An 18,705-nucleotide genomic window follows, 5' to 3' on the forward strand; every position below is an offset into this window, starting at 1 on the left:
CAGCGCGCCAAAGAAGAAGCAGAGCACAACGAGGCCCGTTTTAAAGCCTTGCACAATGCCTCGTTTGGAGGAATAGCAATTCACGACAAAGGAATAATTCTGGATTGCAACGAAGGATTAAGCCGAATTACTGGATATTCGTATGAAGAGCTGAAAGGAATGGATGGCTTGCTATTAATTGCTGAGGAGCAACGCGACCTGGTTCAGAAACATATTCAGGAACAATATTCAAAACCTTATGAAACCGTTGGCTTGCGAAAAAACGGGCAAACTTACCCGCTGCGCATCGAGGGTAAAATGATTCCGTACAACAATAAAATGGTTCGTGTTACTGAATTCAGAGATATTACCGAGCAAAAGAAAATTGAACAAGAACTGGTACGGGCCAAAGAAAAAGCAGAACAAAGCGACAAGCTAAAATCTTCTTTCCTGGCCAATATGAGTCACGAAATCCGAACACCGATGAACGGTATTTTAGGGTTTACCGAATTACTGAAAGATCGGGAATTATCGAACCAACAGCGGACAGAGTTTATCGAGGTAATTCAAACCAGTGGCGAAAGAATGCTCAATACCATTAACGACATTATCGATATCTCAAAAATTGAATCGGGATTGGTAATTGCAAACATGCAGGACATTAACCTGCCGGCGCTGATAAATGAGCTGCACATTTTCTTTGAGCAGTCGATGAAGCAGAAAGAAATTACTTTTAAAGTAAACGAAAACAATGGCAATCCGGTAACGCTGCTACACACCGACCCCGACAAACTCAATTCAATTCTCACGAACCTGATAAAGAATGCCTACAAATTCACCTCAACAGGAACTATTGAATTTGGCTACACTACCAACAGCAGTCACATAAACTTTTTTGTGAAAGATACCGGCGTTGGAATTCCGCAGAAAAGACAAAAAGCTATTTTCGAGCGCTTTGTACAGGCCGATATTGCAGACTCGCGGGTTTTTGAAGGATCGGGACTGGGACTGTCCATTACAAAATCGTACACCGAAATGCTGAACGGCACCATCAGCCTTGAATCGGAGGTTGGCAAAGGAACTACGGTTTATGTTTCGCTGCCGCTGCGGGCAACCACAAATTCGCACCAAAGTACACCTGCTGATTTACAATTGATTGACAGAGGGTTACCGGAGAATAAATTAAAAATATTGATTGCTGAGGACGACCCGATTTCGATTGAACTGCTGAAACTCCTGGTTCGCGATATTGCATCGGAAATACTGGTAGCCAACAATGGAAAGGAAGCCGTTGAAATGGCCCGAAATAATCCCAACATTAATCTGATTTTGATGGATATTAAAATGCCGGTTATGGATGGTTATACAGCCACAAAAATGATACGGGGATTCAATACATCGGTGAATATAATTGCCCAATCGGCATTTGCACAGCCCGAAGATATTAAGCGGGCAACCGAAGCCGGCTGCAACGATTTCGTGCTCAAACCAATTTTAAAAGCAAAGCTCTACGAATCGATCGAACAACTTTTTAATAATTAAAAACCGCAAACCAAAGCAAATAAAAAGGCGCATCCGGTTTCGGACGCGCCTTTTTTAAATAGTATCTTCTGTTACTCTATTTTACAAGAGCTAACGATTGTTTTGCAATTTCCAACTCTTCGTTGGTTGGAATAATAAGAACTTTAACTTTTGCGCCATCCACGTTAATTTCGTGAATGCCGTCATTACGGTTCTTATCCTTTTGTGCGTCCCAGGTAATTCCAAGGTAATCCATGTCCTCGCAAACCATTTCGCGAATATGCGTATCGTTCTCGCCAATACCTGCAGTAAATACAAGAGCGTCAACACCATTCATTGCCGAGGCATAACTACCAACATACTGTTTTGCGCGGTAGGCATACATTTCAAGGGCCAATTTCGAATCTTTGTCCCCTTCTCTGTAGGCTTTTTCAATATCACGCATATCAGTAAGACCTGTCAGTCCTTTCATTCCACTTTCCTTATTCAACAAATCAGAGATCTCTTCAACAGAATAACCTTTTTGATTTGCCAGATAGAAAATGATAGCCGGATCAATATCACCTGAACGGGTTCCCATAATCAAACCAGATAATGGTCCCATACCCATTGTAGTGTCAACGCAAACTCCGGCTTTAACAGCTGCCATTGAAGCACCGTTACCCAAGTGAAGGGTTACAATTTTTGCATCAGGATTTCCCAGGTATTCGATGGCTTTTTCGGTGATGTATTTATGCGATGTTCCGTGGAAACCGTATTTACGGATTCTCATCTCAGTATAGAATTTCTCAGGAAGTGCATAGCGGAATGCTTTTTCCGGAATACTTTGGTGAAAAGCAGTATCGAATACACCAACTTGTTTGGCATTCGGGAATACTTTTTCAGCCACTTCAACACCGATCAGGTTAGCCGGGTTGTGCAGTGGCGCCAAAGGAAATAATTCTTTCACTTTTGCTTTTACCTCATCGGTAATTTCTACCGTTTCAGTGAAAGTTTCGGCACCGTGTACCAAACGGTGACCAACAGCCTGAATCTCTGAAGGGTCGCTGATAACACCAACTTTTTCGTCAATAAGCAATTCGGCAACACGTTTCAAACCAACGCCGTGATCTGGAATTGGGAATTCTTCAACGGTCTTTTCTTCCGAACCATTGGTGAATGTTTTGTGTTTGATCAATCCCATCTCCAGACCGATCCGTTCTACAATACCACTCGACAAAGGCAACTCGGTGTTCATATCAATCAACTGATACTTAATTGACGAGCTACCTGCATTAATTACTAAAATATTCATTTTAAAATATATCGTTTAAAGTTTTTGGTAACAGATCAACCATTCTCGTGACAGTTAACCTGCGTCCGTAAAAAGTATGAATTTACTTTTAAAACCCTTCCTGAGCCTGAATGGCTGTAATTACAACGGTATTAAAAATATCGTCGACAGTACAACCACGACTAAGGTCGTTAACCGGTTTGTTTAATCCTTGTAACATTGGGCCAATTGCCAGAGCTCCGGTTTCGCGCTGGATGGCTTTATATGTGTTGTTTCCTGTGTTCAAATCGGGGAAAATAAGCACGTTGGCCTGACCTGCAACTTGCGAATCGGGCATTTTGCTTTTTCCTACACTCGGATCAACTGCAGCATCGTACTGGATAGGTCCTTCAATTTTCAGATCAGGACGTGCAGCAATAGCTTTTTCGGTTGCTGAGCGAACTTTATCAACCTCAACGCCGGTACCTGATGTACCCGATGAATACGACAACAATGCTACTTTCGGATCGATACCGAAAGCAATTGCCGAATCGGCCGATGTAATAGCAATCTCTGCCAGTTGCTCATCAGTTGGACTAACGTTTACTGCGCAATCGCCCATTACCGAAACGTGGTCATCCAAACACATAAAGAATACCGACGAAACAGTTTTTACACCCGGTTTGGTTTTTACAAACTGAAGTGCCGGAATAATGGTGTGTGCTGTTGTGTGTGCAGCACCCGAAACCATACCATCGGCATGTCCTTTGTAAACCATCATTGTTCCGAAATACGAAACATCGGCCAGGGCATCGCGTGCCATATCTTCAGGAATATTTTTGTGTTTACGAAGTTCGTGGTAAGTTCTCCAGTAATCTTCGTAATACTCTGATTCTACAGGATCGATGATTTTAATGTTACCATTGATCTTAACACCTATTTCTGTGGCTTTGGTAATAATTTCATCGCGTTTTCCCAAAAGAGTAATTTCAACTACACCCTGATCAACCAGACTTGAAGCAGCCTGCAAAATACGAGGGTCGGTACCTTCGGGTAAAACAATGTGTTGTTTTTTCGATTTCGCTTTTGCAACCAGGTTATACTGGAACATATGCGGTGTAACCACATCGGTTTTGAAACTTCTGAATTTGTCGATCAGGAAGTCGGTGTCCACATATTTTTCGAAAGTTGAAATACTTAAATCGATTTTACGTGGCAAGCCCGGGTGCAATTTTGGTTTTACATCCGATATTTTTTTGGCTGCAATAAACGTTACATCGTCAACCAAAATAATAGGAACAATATTTGGCAAACCTTCAATAAGGCGTACAATCTGTGGCTCCGGTGCAATACCTCCGGTAACAACAATACCGGCAATGCTTGGGTAATTCGCCGATGCATTGGCTTGCAGAGCTGCTAAAATAATATCAGAGCGGTCGCCCGGAGTAATGATCAGACTGTTCTCCTCTACCCTGTCGAGGTAGTTGCGCAGCTGCATTGCTCCAACATCGTAACGGTCGGCCTGTTTGCACAACAGGTTTTCGCCCAACAGCACGGTACCGCCCAATTCGTCGTTAATTTCTTTAATAGTTGGGCTGCCCAGTTTTTTAATTTCAGGAATGATCTCGATCGAAGTATCAGCAGGTACAACCTTGCTCAATTCTTCACGCATCATTTCGCAATTTCCGGCTTCAACACGGTTCATTACAACCGACTGCACAACCACATCTCTTTCAGCAAATGATTTAATGGCCGTATCAAGATTGGCAATGGCACTACCCATATTTTTATCTTTAGCCGAGCTAACCAAAATAGTAGGGATCGAGAGGTTTTTAGCAAATTCAATATTCAGATCGAGTTCAAAAGTAACGCCCTTATTGTCGAAATCCGAACCTTCAACTACAACCACATCGAACTTCTCTTTTAGCTGTTTGTAACGATCGATAATCTGATCGATAAGACGCGCTTCCTGCCCCATGTTTTTGTACTTAACTACCTGCGACATGGTAAAGCCATAAGCGTCTTTGTACTCCATATCGAGGTTAAAATACGATATCATGGTTTCGATATGATTATCGTGCTCTCCCTTTGGATAATCGTTAATGATCGGCCGGAAATAGCCGACCTTAGTTACTTTTGAAAGTAATACTTTTAAAACACCCAGCGTTACAAGCGATCTTCCTGTGTTGCTTTCGGTGTTTGTGATATAAATTCCAGTTTTCATTCGAAAAATTTAAAAACTCCGTATATTAATAATAATCTTGTGTAACGAACACCATGGGTTATTTGATGAATCGTTCAGGTTGCGTTGAATAGTTGGCAAAAGTATAAAAGAAATTTTCTTGTCATTCAGCATCCGTCTTAATTAACTGTTAACTAAGCAAAATTTCACATTTCGTTGAAATTAGCACCTGACAATCATCATATTGTCAACGATTGTGTTTTTGAATAATAGCCGAACAAAACCTTCCATCCCGGAAGGAAAGTTTTCTAAACTTCAGTTAAATGATTATTTTTCATTCATGAAACTAATCGCCACGATTCTCTTCTCCTTTTTGGTCTTTTTAAATTGTTATGCCCAAACGGAAGCAAGGGAGAAAGATGCGTTTATTGAAAAGCACAACCAGCAATTGGCTGTAAAACTATCGTTAACCAACAACACCGAATTTTTTCAGATTTACCAGCAAGATCAGCAGTATACCATTAAACCAAACACCTCGTTAAAAACCAACCTGATTTTAAGTTACCGGGCTTTGTTATTTGGAGTTGGATACAGCCCGAAATTTATTCCAGGAAACGATGATGACGCGCAAAAAGGGCAGTCGAAAATATTCTGGATGGGAACCAATGTAAATCTTCCTCACTGGACACAACACCTGGAATACACCAAAATAAAAGGCTTTTATTTGCACAACAGCTCGAACCTTTTGCAAAGTGGAAGGAATGATGCCGACTACTTTAAATTACCCGATTTAAATTACACCCGGATTTCCGGGTACACCGCCTATAAAATGAATCCGAACTTCTCGTTTTCAGCCATCGAAACACAAACCGAACGGCAACTAAAAAGTGCAGGAAGTTTTGTCCCCAGCATTGTTTACAGGTATTATATTATTGACAACAAAACGGAACTGGGCCCCAATAACACCTCGCAAAAGACTAATAATCTTTCGTGCAGCCTTCAGTTGGGTTATTTCTACACATGGGTGATAAACAAGAGCCTGTTTGTATCGGGAGGTGCTGCAACCGGCGGAGGTATAATTCACACCAAACTGCTAACACGCTATTACACCAGCAGCGCTGAAACAAAAACTAACTACGCTATTTTTAGAGCAAAAACAATGCTTGCTGCAGGTTATAATGCCGACCGCTTTTTTGCGGGAATACAACTTACAGGAAACATCGAAGGCTACAAGCAACAAAAAACAACGCCTACATTAAACGAGAACTTTCAGTTTCAGCTTTATGCCGGCTATTGTTTTGATGCGCCAAAATTCCTGAGTAGCATCTTTAATTAATTTGTGGAAATCGGGATTAAAACTCGTAATAAACTCCGGTGTAAACACCAATCCTGTACGGACGATAATTAACATCGGGATTCGAGTTTATCGAATTAAGGTAATAATTCAGGCGTGGCTCCAGCGCAAACGAGAAGTGTTTACCCAAGGCGTAATTTACTCCTACACCCAGCGTTCCCGAAAAATTAAGCGTTGAAATATCGGCAGTGCTACCAATGTTTTGCACGCCGGAGTTATTATCGAGGTAAGCATTGTTGCCAATTACAAACCCGGCGTTAATTCCACCAAGCAGTTCCACTCCCACTTTCTTGTCGAGTACGCTGTAGCGCAAATACAATGGTACTTCCACAAATTCGAATACCTGCGAGAACTCACCATCAGAATACAGCCTTTGTGCCGAAACATTGTTCGTGTTCTCAAGGTTGGCCGAAATATTGGTACCTCGCGGTGCCGATTCCATTTCAATTACACCGGCCGTGCTGTTCATGGCAATTCCACCACCGCTGCTTCCGGTTTGAACCACATTCGAAAAACCAAGTTCCGTTCCGTCGTACGATCCGCCCGGTGCCGGCGCATAAAGCATATCGTTGTCGTTTCTGGATGAAAACAAGTTAAACGAGTTATCGGCTTTTTGCCCGTCTTTTGCATAATAAATTCCACTTTCAACACGCAGGCGTTTGCTGGTTTTGTACTGCACCGAAATTCCGCCACCGACATTACTTCCGCCATTATCGCTGTTGTAGGTCATATTTCGCTCGTAAGTATCGTCGTGGCTTGCCGAGTGCGACGAATACCCCGGAGAAATCTGTGCTCCGATAATCCAACCGTGCTCCTGCTGGTTCTGTTCGTTTAAACTCTGCAGGTTGGCAGCGATCAGCATTTCATCGGCTGCAAAATTTTCTTCAACCTGAGTTTCATTGCTCTTTTCGGCTAAAGAAACGTCCGACTGTTTGGTAGTGAATATCGCCTCAATACGTTCTAATAAACTGTAATTTTCATCAGAACGGCTTGCAACAAGTGCATCTGATTCAGACTTATTTTGCTCCGTTGCAAGTTCAACTTCCGCTAGCAGTTTATCTTCTACAATTGTATTGTTTGTAGTTGTTTCGGTACTATTTAATTCTTGCGCTCCGGCCAGTTGATCAACTTCTATTTCAATACCTTTATCCGGTTTCGAAACGGCAGGTTCCTGATTGCTTTCAGGTGTAGTTTGCTGTTGAACCATCACCGGCTCTTCAACAATGCTTTTTCCGCTGAAGTACCATCCGGCAATAAAAGCCAGCACAACAACTGCGGCTGCCGATATCCATCCGATATAAGCCATGCGGCGCTTTTTCCGCTGCCCGTCGAGTTGCGACTGAATATTATCCCAAACATGCGACGGTGGCGCAGCCGAAAAACCATCAAGCTTTTCCCTGATCGAATCGTCAATATTTAGTTTCTTACTCATCCGGCTGTATAATTATTTGTTTTCTCAATATCTCCATAAAGTTCTTTTACCCGGCGTTTCAAAATTTCTCTGGCGCGTGCCAGGTTCGATTTTGATGTGCCCACGGTAATTTTCATCTCTTCACTAATTTCCTGATGGTTCAGGCCTTCAATTACAAAAAGGTTAAAAACCATTCGGTAACGAGGTGGTAATTCCTGTATCACTGCAATCAGTTCTTTTGCCGAAATTGCGGCCAGAATATCATCCGAAACATTTTGCCCCTCGTAAATACTTACATCCTCCACCGGATGCAGAATATGCTGTTTCCTGAATTTCTCCAACGAAACATTTACCATTATCCTCCTAATCCACCCTTCCAAAGAACCTTCGTGCCTAAACCGACCAATATTCTGAAACACCTTTATAAACCCGTCTTGCAGGTTATCTTCGGCTTCGGTGCTATCTTTGGCATAGCGCAAACAAACCCCAAACATTTTTGGCGCAAATAGTTGGTACAATTGTTCCTGTGCACGTTTTTTCCCCGAAGCACAATCGTTTATTATTTTTTTCAGGTCTTCCAAAATCTTTCGCAAATAACACCCAAAAGTACTGATAAAAACGAATTGGCTTTCATCTTTCTTTCCGGCGTCTGCTTTAACAGTCGGTTCTCTCTAGCTAAAATCATTGGTTAGATGTGTGCTTTGTTGAAAAGGTTGCGTTGGATTGGAAAATCTTTATGCAAGCCAATAATTTTGTTGCTATTTATTTTCGCACTAGGCGGAATGGACGAAAAAAATCATAAAAATGCTCCCCGACACACGTCGACAAGAAAAAAAATCATTGAATTTCATCTCGACGGCCGTCGGAATGAAAATTAGCGGTCAATTTTTATCCCGAAAGCTGTCGAGTAATAAAAAAGCTATCAGAATGCCGCTCTACACGCGTCGACAAGAAAAACGGCAATGAACTACCCAATGAAGAGTAAACCAGGTCTCCCGATGGCTACGCACCGGGATCAGTTCGACTGTATAATTTCAGTTCTCCGTCTGCTGACGGATTCTGAAATTAGAGTCTCACTGATTTAACATTTGTTACGCAACCTTAACTTGGCTAATTGCATCTATCGGTTGTAAATTTGTTAAAACCTTTACTTTTTATGGGAACTGTTAAAAATCCTGAAAGTGAAGAATAGAGCGAAATAAACGCAAATAACCTGCGTTGTACATAAAATTAGAAAAAAGCCATGAAACAATTAGTCGCAATACTTTCTGTATTTCTTATTGTATTTACCGGTTGTCAGGACGATGATTCGATATCGTTTGATGCAAAAGGTACCGTAATTGATTATGCCGGTGCCGGCGACTGTGGTTTCATAATCGAGTTGGATAACGGCAATAAAGTTCAGCCCTTGTACTACCCCGATGATTTTACTTTTTCGCAGGGTCAACGCGTGCTAATTACTTACACCGAGCTGGATAATGTTTACATAAGCTGCGACCAGGGAGTACCCTGCGAAGTAACTTATGCCGAAGAATTATCATGCTCGCCGTATGTCGATCTTTATTTTGAGAATTACGATAGTTTGGCCCGCGATCCAGTTCATTTGCACGAAGCCTACATGGATGGCGACTGCCTGTACTTTAAACTATCGTACAGCGGAGGTTGCCAGGATCACACCATCGATTTGGCGCGCATGCATCCGTGGACAGCCAGCAGCTCAACGGTTCCTAACTTTGAGATCAGGCACAATGCCAACGGAGATTTGTGCGAAGCCTGGTTTACCCGCGAGTTCCGTTTCGATCTGTCGGATTTAAAAGCCGAAGGAAAAACCGAATTTGTACTTACCGCCAAACTTATCGGCGACGAAGTATACAACAAAATATTTCAGCTAGATTAGGTATTCCACTAATTTTGCTGCTTAGTTAGTTCTCCGAAGGGTTGGTTGTTAAACCGGCCCTTTATTTTTTCTTGACTCGGATTACATTAGACCGTATATTGCAGCTTTAATAAATTAACACAAGATCACATGAAAAACACATTTTTACTTTTGTTGCTCATTTCGACGCTTTTATTCTCGTGCGACAAAATTGATGAAATTAACACCATTGAGTTCGATACAACGCTATCGATGGACATCCCGGTTGCAGTAGTTGGAACAACTGCCCGGTTAAACAAATCGGCCCAGGCTGAATTTTCGTTTTCCCAATCGCAAACCACAAGGTTAAGCGACATTGAAGAGGTATCGGATTATTTAAATAAGTTAAAATCGATTGCTATTAACGACGTGGAAATCGCTATCAGCAACCTGGGTGCTGACGAAGTAATCAACACGATCGACATTTCGGTAACAGGTGCAGGAACTTTGGTAACACTAACAGATATATCGGCAGCGAACAACGTTCAAAGCCCCGATATTGACAGTGCTGTTCTGATGCAAGCTGTTTCCATTCTTAACTCGACAAAAGAAATTGAGGTTACCGTTTCGGGAACCACGAATACGGCACCAATGAGCTTTATTGTAAACATGGACTTCGATTGCCACATTGAAGCCGAAGCCATTTAATAATTATTTTTTGTATTGGTTGAAGATCCGATCCGTATTGTTTTTGCAACTCGGATCGGATTGTTTTTTTATATGAATTCCTGAACCAACTATAATCCAACAATCAAACTCTTAGGCATAAAAAAACGGGGAACAAAAAATGCCCCCCGCTTTTGCGTTATATTGTTATTGGTTTAAAAAATGCTGTATGAAATACCGGCAGCCATACTTATGGTAGTTTTTGCATAAGTCTCGTCATAGCTTCCAATACCTGCATGAGTGAAAGTTACAGTGTCATCTTCGTAAAATGTATTAATAATACCTGCATCGAAAGTTAGTTTATCGGTGATCTTCCACATAATTCCACCGCCTAATGTATACGATGAGTTGCTGTAGCTGAAGTCGCTCTGGTATTCTGGCGATACACCATTTTCCGAGCGCATTCCACCAACACTAAAAGCAAAATTATCGCTTACGTTAAACTGCAAACCAAGCGATAACTCGGTATAGTTACTTTCAATATCGCGATGTACCTGCTGGCCCAAAGTTGCGTAACGAATGTTGTTACCGTAATCAACACCTTTATCGAAATACATGTTGAAAGAAACTTGTGCTTCTAACCAATCCAAGCCGCGATAACCAACACCCGCAGCTAAAATTGCAGGAATATCATTCGACGATTCAGCACCGTCAGGGAATAATCCCATGTCGTCAACGTCAGTTTCGTTTTCTAAAGTCAACTTGGTTTCGAACTCATATTTTAACGCCAATGTCCAGTCGTCGTTTGGCGAGTAGTTAAATCCAATAATCGGAGTAAAACCCATTCCTTTTTGTTTGGTTTTTACTTCTTTATCGCCCAATTGTGAAGCAGTTCCCGCAAGAGTTTGTGCAGTTCCTGACAGCAATGTTGAAGTAGCTGTCAACTCATCTCCCGCAGCCGAATATGTTCCTTGCACCTGCAATACATTCATCGCATCAATTTGCTCTTGTGGCAAACCGATCAACTGTAAACCACCTTCAACCTGAGCACGTGTAGCAGCATCAATTACACCACCGGCTTCCAGGTCGGCCAGCGTTGCTGTTCCGTAACCTGCATCAATAACCGGTTGCATAGTATTCGCAGTTCCGTACATAATTTCGGCACCGGCGCTTGCCTGTCCGGCAAGTCCATCAACCTGACCAGATGCACCAGTTAACCATGTTGCAGCGTTAACCATTTGACCTCCGGCTTGAAGTTGAATATTACGAATTGCACCGTCGTATTTATTTGTTGAAGGCATTAAACGCAAACCACCATAAAACGAAAACTGATCGTTTACAGCGTATGAAGCACCAAGTTGGATTCCCCAAAAAGTTGAAGATGCTTCCAAAGACATATCCAGGTCGTAACCGGTTACTGCCAGTGAAGGATCAATCTGGCCTAAAGCAGCCAATTGGCCGGGGATAAGCGAAAACGGTATTTCAAGCGTTGGAATTCCTGACGGAAATTTGGCAGTTCCACCGCCGCCAACAGGACCAATTCCTAACGAATAAGCCCAGTTATTTTTTTTGTATACGGCATATACATCTGGAAATACCGGAATTGTAGTTTCACCTTCGTAATGTCCTGAATTTAATGTAGGAAACTGAGTATCGATATCGCGGGTTTGAAAAATAGTTTGGCTGTAGAAAGCAAAATGCCAGCCATCTTCCATTTTTACCAGTCCTGCCGGGTTGTAGAAAACAGCATCAATTTCCAATGCTGCATTTCGCGACAACATACGAATATATTGCGCACTTTGGTTGTAGTTAGTTAATAAACCTCCTGCAAAAGCAAGCTGAAGCAGCATCGAAAATGCCACCATCAATGTCAGTTTTTTCATCTTATTAAAATTGTTATTCATTAAAGCATAAGATGCAACTTCCCTGAACGCAATTCACCCCTAAAATGGCTAATCCCAGTCATGGTCGTTTCATTTATGTCAAATTTATATTTAAGAATTTTTCCCTTTATTTAACAATAGTATTCCGAGAAATTTACGGTTACTGTAGTTGATGCCTGAGCGGCAAATTTAAAACTTATTCTTAAATACAAAAACTTCCTGATTGATTTTCAGCTTTTTATGATATTTTCGAACATAAACGTCATTTATTCGAATACCAAAACACAAAAAACCCGAAGTTAAATACCTCGGGCTCTTTTATTTATATGATATTCTATTTTCTAAATATGTATCACCTCGTCGTATGCAGCGGCGGCAGCTTCCATAACAGCCTCGCTCATTGTTGGGTGCGGGTGAATGGTCTTGATCAACTCGTGTCCGGTAATCTCCAGTTTCTTGGCAACAACCATTTCGGCAATCATTTCGGTAACATTACCGCCGATCATATGTGCACCAAGTAACTCGCCATACTTCGCATCGAAAATCAATTTAACAAAGCCATCTTTTTGTCCGGCAGCACTTGCTTTTCCACTGGCCGAATAAGGGAATTTACCCACTTTAATTTCGTAACCCGCTTCTTTTGCTTTTGCTTCGGTTAATCCAACCGACGAAACTTCGGGGCTGGTGTAAGTACATCCCGGGATGTTTCCGTAATCGATCGGTTCCGGATTGAGTCCTGCAATTTTTTCAATACAGGTAATTCCTTCCGCCGATGCTACGTGTGCCAATGCCGGTCCGGCAACAATGTCGCCAATAGCGTAAATGCCTTCAACATTCGTTTTATAGTATTCGTCAACTTTAACTCGACCATTTTCAGTTTCAACACCCAGTTCTTCCAAACCAATATTTTCGGTATTCGGTGCAATACCAACTGCCGAAAGAACAATGTCGGCTTCAACCACTTCTTCGCCTTTTTTGGTTTTAATGGTTACTTTGCACTTATCGCCCGAAGTATCCACGCTCTCAACCGACGAACCGGTCATCACTTTCATTTTCGATTTTTTGAAATTGCGCTCCAGCTGTTTAGCTACGTCCGCATCTTCGTTCGGCACCAATGTTGGCATAAATTCAACCAGCGTTACTTTGGTTCCGATGGTGTGGTAGAAATAGGCAAACTCGCTACCAATAGCACCCGATCCAACCACAACCATACTTTCAGGCTGCTTATCGAGCGTAAGTGCTTTGCGGTAACCGATAATTTTTTCACCGTCTTGTGGCAGGTTTGGTAATTCGCGCGAGCGGGCACCTGTTGCCAGAATAATGTGTTTAGCTGTGTACGACGATTTTTTGCCTTCGTCGTCGGTTACTTCAACGGTATTTTTCCCGGCTAATTTTCCCCAGCCAAAAATCGATTCCACTTTATTTTTCTTAAACAAGAACTGAATCCCGTTACTCATTCCGCTGGCTACATCGCGACTGCGTTTTACCATTGCACCAAAATCGGGTTTCACTTCTCCTTCAATGGCTACACCATAATCGGCAGCGTGGGTAGCATACTCAAAAGCCTGTGCACTTTTCAGCAACGACTTTGTAGGAATACATCCCCAGTTTAAACAAATTCCGCCCAGGTTTTCTTTTTCAACCACTGCAACTTTTAGTCCGAGCTGCGACGCACGAATTGCTGTTACATATCCACCTGGTCCGCTACCTATCACTATTACATCGTAATTCATTGTATTTTGAAATTTATTGATATTTGATTTATGTAAGTAACACCTCACATAAAGAAAGGTTCTAACAAATTTACTTCTTTTAAGATGGATTTAAAAGTGTAAACCACATGAATGATCTCATAAAACAAAGCAGGCAAAACGATAGAGAATCTCTATTTTTTGCCTGCTTTGATTCAGTTACTATTTATTTAATGAAATAAACAGTCTCGCTTATTTTAGTTTTGAATATGTATTCAATAATTCGGCAGCAGCAACAAACGAACTCATCTGATCGGAAAGCACATAATTTTCGAGCAATTTCAGTTTTTCCTTAATTTCAGGATGATCGTAAAAATTCCGTTTCAGTTGCTCATCAATGGTTTCATACATCCAATAAGTAGCTTGTTCGTTTCGCTTTCGATGAAAATACCCGTTGTCGACCGTTTGTTTGCGGTATTTTTCAATTTGCTCCCAAATGGCATCAATTCCGGTTTTGTTGTACGCAGAACAAGTAAGCACATTAGCTGCCCAGCCCGAATCTTTGGCCGGAAAAAGATGAATTGCATTTCGATATTGTACTTTGGCCATTTCTGCTTTTTCAATGTTGTTACCATCGGCTTTGTTAATGGTAATCAGATCGGCCATTTCCATAATTCCGCGTTTAATTCCCTGAAGTTCGTCGCCCGCACCGGCCAGCATTAACAGCAGGAAAAAATCGGTCATGGAGTGAACAGCGGTTTCGCTTTGCCCCACCCCAACGGTTTCAATAAAAATGTTTTTGTAGCCCGCAGCTTCGCATAAAATAATAGTTTCGCGGGTTTTTCGTGCAACGCCACCTAACGATCCTGCCGACGGACTGGGACGAATGTAGGCGTTGTTGTCGCTGGCTAATTCTTCCATGCGCGTTTTGTCACCCAAAATACTTCCTTTGGTGCGCTCACTGCTCGGGTCGATGGCCAACACGGCTAGCTTTTCGCCTTTATTAGTAAGGTATTTTCCAAGCGCTTCAATAAAAGTACTTTTACCAACTCCGGGCACTCCGGTTATTCCAATACGAACCGAATTTCCGCTATGTGGCAAACACTTTTGTATAATTTGCTGAGCCAGTTGCTGATGTTCGGTTTTCGAGCTCTCGACCAAAGTAACAGCTTTACTTAAAAGGGTGATATCGCCCTTTAAAATCCCGTCGACATACTCGTCAACCGACAACAATTTCCGCTTCTTTTTCAAAAAACGCTGAACCGAATCGTTGTTAACCATATCCGGTTTTTCAATTCCTGCATTTACAATTAACCCTTTGTATTGCGGGTCGTTTTCTATATGGTGATTATCCTTTTCTGACATCCGAATAAAATTTATCGTTCAAAAGTACAGCAAAAAAGAAGGTGCTGCAAGTTTCACCTGCAACACCTTCTGAAATATTGACTTTAAATAAACTTAGCCTGCATTAGGAACAACAATCTGGCTTGAAATGCGCAGTGTTGATGTTGGTGTTTTTGGATCGTTGGTAATAACAGTGATCGATTTACTCTGACGGCCACGTTTTCCGCGCGAGTCGAAAGTAACTTTAATAGGTGCTGTTTCACCTGCTGCAATCACACTTTTCGATGGAGCAACAGCAGTACATCCGCACGATGAACGAACTCTTCTAATGATCAAATCGCTTTTACCATTATTGGTTAAAGAAAAAGTATGTTCTTTTTTGTCGCCTTGGTTCATTTCACCAAAATCGAATGATTTTTCTGTAAAATTAGCCACTGGAGCATTCGCTAACTCTTCAGCTGAAAGGTGCGAGAAATCTTCTTCGATTGTAGCACTTACACCCACTGAGTTTTTGTAGTTGTTGCTTCCGTCTAACGACAAGTAAATACGGTGCGATGCAAATCCGTAAGTATCGGCAGCATCCGAATCGTAGGTTACAATCAATTTACCGGTTCCGTTTGCAGGAATTGATTCCGGCTCAACTTTAGCAGTAAGGTGTTTTGGCACGGTACGGAAACCAACTTCAATTGGCTTGTCAGTATCGTTTACCAATTCCAGTTCTTTAGTTACTTTTTCGCCTTTTGTAATTTTTGCGAACGACAAGTAGTTAGATTTTACTCTAAGCTCACCAATTTTTCTTGGATATTTCTCTGCCAGTGTTTTTTCGCGTGGCTCAACTTGTCCGTTAATTCTTAAAACAACAGTACGGTTCTCGGCATTTGAGCTAACTGTTACCGATTTGTTGAATGAACCCGGACGGTTTTTAGGGTTGTAGCTTACATCGATACTTCCGCTTTCGCCCGGAGCAACTGGCTCACGAGTCCATTTTGGAGTTGTACAACCACAAGATGCACGAACATTAGATAATACTAATGGCGATTCTCCTTTGTTGGTAAATGTGAAAGTTGTTTTTTGCACACCGTCTGATTCTTTAAACGAACCAAAATCGTGAGCTTGTTCTTCAAATACAATTTTTGGTTGGCCCTGGCCCATTGCTGAATTAAAAGCAACCACCAGTGCGAAAACTGCTAATAGTTGTAAAATGCGTTTCATAATTTATTAATTAAATTTGTTCTTTCTCGTATTATATAAGCAAATGTATAGATGCTTGGCGGGTTTCGCTGTTAACTGAATTCAATAATTTGTTAATGAGTTGTTAACTCAAACAGGCAAATAAAAAAATATATAGTTTAGCTTTGAATAAAAATCAATGAAAGGAAAAGCACTTAAATACATTATTATGCTGGCAACTGTGTCGATAGTTGGCGTATTTTTGGTGCAGTTTGCTTTTATCCGCAGCTCGTATAATCTTTCGGAAACGCAATTTCAGGAAAGTGCAAGCGTGGCTTTAAAAGAAGTTGCCTGGCAGGTAATGCTGGCAACCGGAACCACCGAAACTTTCGATAGTATTACACCGGTTGAAGTGATTTCGAACAACACTTATTTAGTGAATGTTGGCGTCGCAATCGACAAAGATCTTTTGAAGCAAAACCTTACCACCCAGCTAAAACGACACGATATTTATTTCGATTACGAGTTTTCGATATACAGTCCCACGCAGGAACAAATGGACGAAACCACGCTTGTTCACATCGACGAAAACGAGGAACCGTCGGATTTTGAGTTTCCGCTAAACGAGGAATACACCAATTATTTTGGCATTCATTTTCCCGACCGGTCGCCTTATTTTTTAAACCAGCTTTCAGTCTGGTATTTCTTAACGGCATTGTTAGTGCTGGTAATCTTTTTCTTTGGCTACACGCTTTGGGTGATCATTCGCCAAAGGCAATTATCCGAAATCCAGAAAAACTTCATTAACAACCTTACGCACGAGTTAAAAACACCTATCTCGTCGATAGCACTGGCGGCAAACGTTATTAACGACGAAAAAATTCTAAAATCGCCCGACCGCCTTTTTAATTACACGCATATAATACAGGATCAAACAACACGGCTATCGAAGAATGTTGAAAAAGTGCTTAACTTAGCGTCGATCGAGAAAAGCCGGATCCTGCTAAACCTGGAGAAAGTAAATCTTATCGAGTTCTTACAAGACGCGAGTGATCGTTTTCGGGAATCGAAAGCCGGGCAAAACGCAAAAGTTAAAATAAAAACCAAAATTGGCGATTGCACCATTTTGGCCGATCGATTTCATTTTGCCAACCTGGTATCGAATATTCTCGAAAATGCTGCAAAATATTGCGACAAAACGCCAACGATTGAGATTGAACTTTTGCAAAAGCCCAACGGTTACGAGCTTAATTTTATCGACAACGGTATTGGCATTCCGCGCGAACACCGGAAGCGGATTTTTAAAAAGTTCTACCGAGTTCCTACCGGAAATGTACACAACGTAAAAGGTTTTGGTCTCGGACTCGACTATGTATACAAAATTGTAAAAACGCATAATTGGAAAATAAAAGTAAACGATAACCCAAAAGGGGGAAGTATTTTTAGCCTCACCATTCCGAAATAAATTATGGAAAGCAATTCATTTAAAATATTATTGGTTGAAGACGACGAAGCGCTTCGTTTTATAGTAAAAGACAATTTAGTGGAGCACGGCTACGACGTTGAAGTAGCAGCCGACGGCGAAATTGCACTCGAGCTTTTCGGGCAAAACAGCTTCGATCTGATTGTTCTCGATGTGATGCTTCCGAAAATAGATGGTTTTAAAGTAGCCGAAACCATACGTAAAACCAACGACCAGGTTCCGATTATCTTTTTAACGGCCCGCAGCATGACCGAAGATAAAATTACCGGGCTCACCATTGGCGGCGACGATTACATACCAAAACCATTTAGTATGGAGGAGTTGCTATTAAAGATCAAGATATTTTTAAAACGCAGCCAGTCGCAGCCAATCGACAGTGAATCGTCGAGCGTTCTTAAAATCGGAAAGTTCGATTTTCATTTCGACGACCTCTCGCTAACGATGAATGGAGAAGCACGAAACCTGACGCTGAAAGAAGCTGAACTGATTCGTTATTTTGCACAAAATGCCAACAAAGTACTTAGCCGCAACGAAATTCTGGAGAACGTTTGGGGATCTGATGATTATTTTCTGGGCCGCAGTCTCGATGTTTTTATTTCGCGCCTGCGGAAATATTTTAAAGCCGATGCTTCGGTTAAAATCATCAACCTGCACGGAATTGGGTTCCGCTTCTCGGTAAAAAAGGAGAAATAGAAATTCGGCAAACGGCTGTACAAAGCGTCATGCCTGCATTTAAAAGCATTCATTACATATTTATTGTATGAGAACACGGTCGGTTGAAAAAAATGCTTTTCTTTGCGCAGATAAAACACTGATTCATAGAAATAAACACACAAAGTGTATTTTTACAGAAAAAAGTGTTTAACTTTTTGGAAGAATTAAAAAAAGCACTATTTTTGCAGTCCGAAAATTCT

The 18,705-nt window shown here is 41.5% G+C and carries 14 protein-coding genes; 6 read left to right on the top strand and 8 right to left on the bottom strand.

All coding sequences use genetic code 11. The annotated features are described in order from the left end of the window. A partial coding sequence (locus tag QZ576_RS21605; RefSeq protein WP_297101474.1) for an ATP-binding protein occupies positions 1 to 1,521 on the top strand: 1,521 nt, incomplete at its 5' end. A 76-nt stretch (positions 1,522 to 1,597) separates the two neighbouring features. On the opposite strand, the gene QZ576_RS21610 is transcribed toward QZ576_RS21605, so the two are convergent. Beyond that, positions 1,598 to 2,794, bottom strand: coding sequence for an acetate/propionate family kinase (locus QZ576_RS21610; protein WP_297101476.1), 1,197 nt, complete (start codon positions 2,792 to 2,794; stop codon positions 1,598 to 1,600). Between the two features lie 88 nt (positions 2,795 to 2,882). Then, positions 2,883 to 4,976, bottom strand: a complete 2,094-nt coding sequence (gene pta, locus QZ576_RS21615) for a phosphate acetyltransferase (RefSeq protein ID WP_297101478.1) — start codon at positions 4,974 to 4,976, stop codon at positions 2,883 to 2,885. Positions 4,977 to 5,274: 298 nt separating this feature from the next. Between pta and QZ576_RS21620 the strand changes: the two genes are divergently transcribed. Further along, positions 5,275 to 6,270 (top strand): DUF4421 family protein, encoded by a 996-nt coding sequence (locus QZ576_RS21620; protein ID WP_297101480.1) that lies wholly within the window; start codon positions 5,275 to 5,277, stop codon positions 6,268 to 6,270. A gap of 16 nt (positions 6,271 to 6,286) precedes the next feature. On the opposite strand, the gene QZ576_RS21625 is transcribed toward QZ576_RS21620, so the two are convergent. Together QZ576_RS21625 and QZ576_RS21630 are read right to left on the bottom strand one after the other, a co-directional pair. Next, positions 6,287 to 7,720: a hypothetical protein gene (locus QZ576_RS21625; protein WP_297101482.1), complete on the bottom strand. Its 1,434-nt coding sequence runs from the start codon at positions 7,718 to 7,720 to the stop codon at positions 6,287 to 6,289. After that, entirely contained in the window at positions 7,717 to 8,280 is a 564-nt protein-coding gene (locus tag QZ576_RS21630; protein WP_297101484.1) for a sigma-70 family RNA polymerase sigma factor, read from the bottom strand. Before QZ576_RS21630 ends, QZ576_RS21625 begins: the two co-directional genes overlap by 4 nt. A gap of 662 nt (positions 8,281 to 8,942) precedes the next feature. Here QZ576_RS21630 and QZ576_RS21635 point away from each other — a divergent pair. Together QZ576_RS21635 and QZ576_RS21640 are read left to right on the top strand one after the other, a co-directional pair. Then, positions 8,943 to 9,596, top strand: a complete 654-nt coding sequence (locus tag QZ576_RS21635; RefSeq protein WP_297101485.1) for a NigD-like N-terminal domain-containing protein — start codon at positions 8,943 to 8,945, stop codon at positions 9,594 to 9,596. A 129-nt stretch (positions 9,597 to 9,725) separates the two neighbouring features. Further along, positions 9,726 to 10,262: a hypothetical protein gene (locus QZ576_RS21640; protein ID WP_297101488.1), complete on the top strand. Its 537-nt coding sequence runs from the start codon at positions 9,726 to 9,728 to the stop codon at positions 10,260 to 10,262. 173 nt (positions 10,263 to 10,435) lie between these two features. Here QZ576_RS21640 and QZ576_RS21645 read toward each other — a convergent pair whose 3' ends face one another. The 4 genes from QZ576_RS21645 to QZ576_RS21660 all read right to left on the bottom strand — a co-directional run bounded on the left by QZ576_RS21645 (position 10,436) and on the right by QZ576_RS21660 (position 16,350). Beyond that, complete coding sequence (locus QZ576_RS21645; protein ID WP_297101490.1) at positions 10,436 to 12,103, bottom strand: hypothetical protein; 1,668 nt, start codon at positions 12,101 to 12,103, stop codon at positions 10,436 to 10,438. 341 nt (positions 12,104 to 12,444) lie between these two features. Continuing rightward, positions 12,445 to 13,836 (bottom strand): dihydrolipoyl dehydrogenase, encoded by a 1,392-nt coding sequence (gene lpdA, locus QZ576_RS21650; RefSeq protein WP_297101493.1) that lies wholly within the window; start codon positions 13,834 to 13,836, stop codon positions 12,445 to 12,447. Between the two features lie 210 nt (positions 13,837 to 14,046). Continuing rightward, positions 14,047 to 15,159, bottom strand: a complete 1,113-nt coding sequence (gene meaB / locus QZ576_RS21655; RefSeq protein ID WP_297101495.1) for a methylmalonyl Co-A mutase-associated GTPase MeaB — start codon at positions 15,157 to 15,159, stop codon at positions 14,047 to 14,049. 93 nt (positions 15,160 to 15,252) lie between these two features. Continuing rightward, positions 15,253 to 16,350 carry a DUF1573 domain-containing protein gene (locus QZ576_RS21660; RefSeq protein WP_297101497.1) on the bottom strand — a complete coding sequence of 366 codons (1,098 nt, stop codon included), beginning with the start codon at positions 16,348 to 16,350 and terminating at the stop codon, positions 15,253 to 15,255. Positions 16,351 to 16,507: 157 nt separating this feature from the next. Here QZ576_RS21660 and QZ576_RS21665 point away from each other — a divergent pair, with 157 nt between their 5' ends. Beyond that, positions 16,508 to 17,773: a sensor histidine kinase KdpD gene (locus QZ576_RS21665; RefSeq protein ID WP_297101500.1), complete on the top strand. Its 1,266-nt coding sequence runs from the start codon at positions 16,508 to 16,510 to the stop codon at positions 17,771 to 17,773. 3 nt (positions 17,774 to 17,776) lie between these two features. Further along, positions 17,777 to 18,484 carry a response regulator transcription factor gene (locus tag QZ576_RS21670; protein ID WP_297101502.1) on the top strand — a complete coding sequence of 236 codons (708 nt, stop codon included), beginning with the start codon at positions 17,777 to 17,779 and terminating at the stop codon, positions 18,482 to 18,484. Positions 18,485 to 18,705 lie beyond the last annotated feature (221 nt).

The organism is uncultured Draconibacterium sp. (assembly GCF_913060805.1).
Classification (GTDB): domain Bacteria; phylum Bacteroidota; class Bacteroidia; order Bacteroidales; family Prolixibacteraceae; genus Draconibacterium.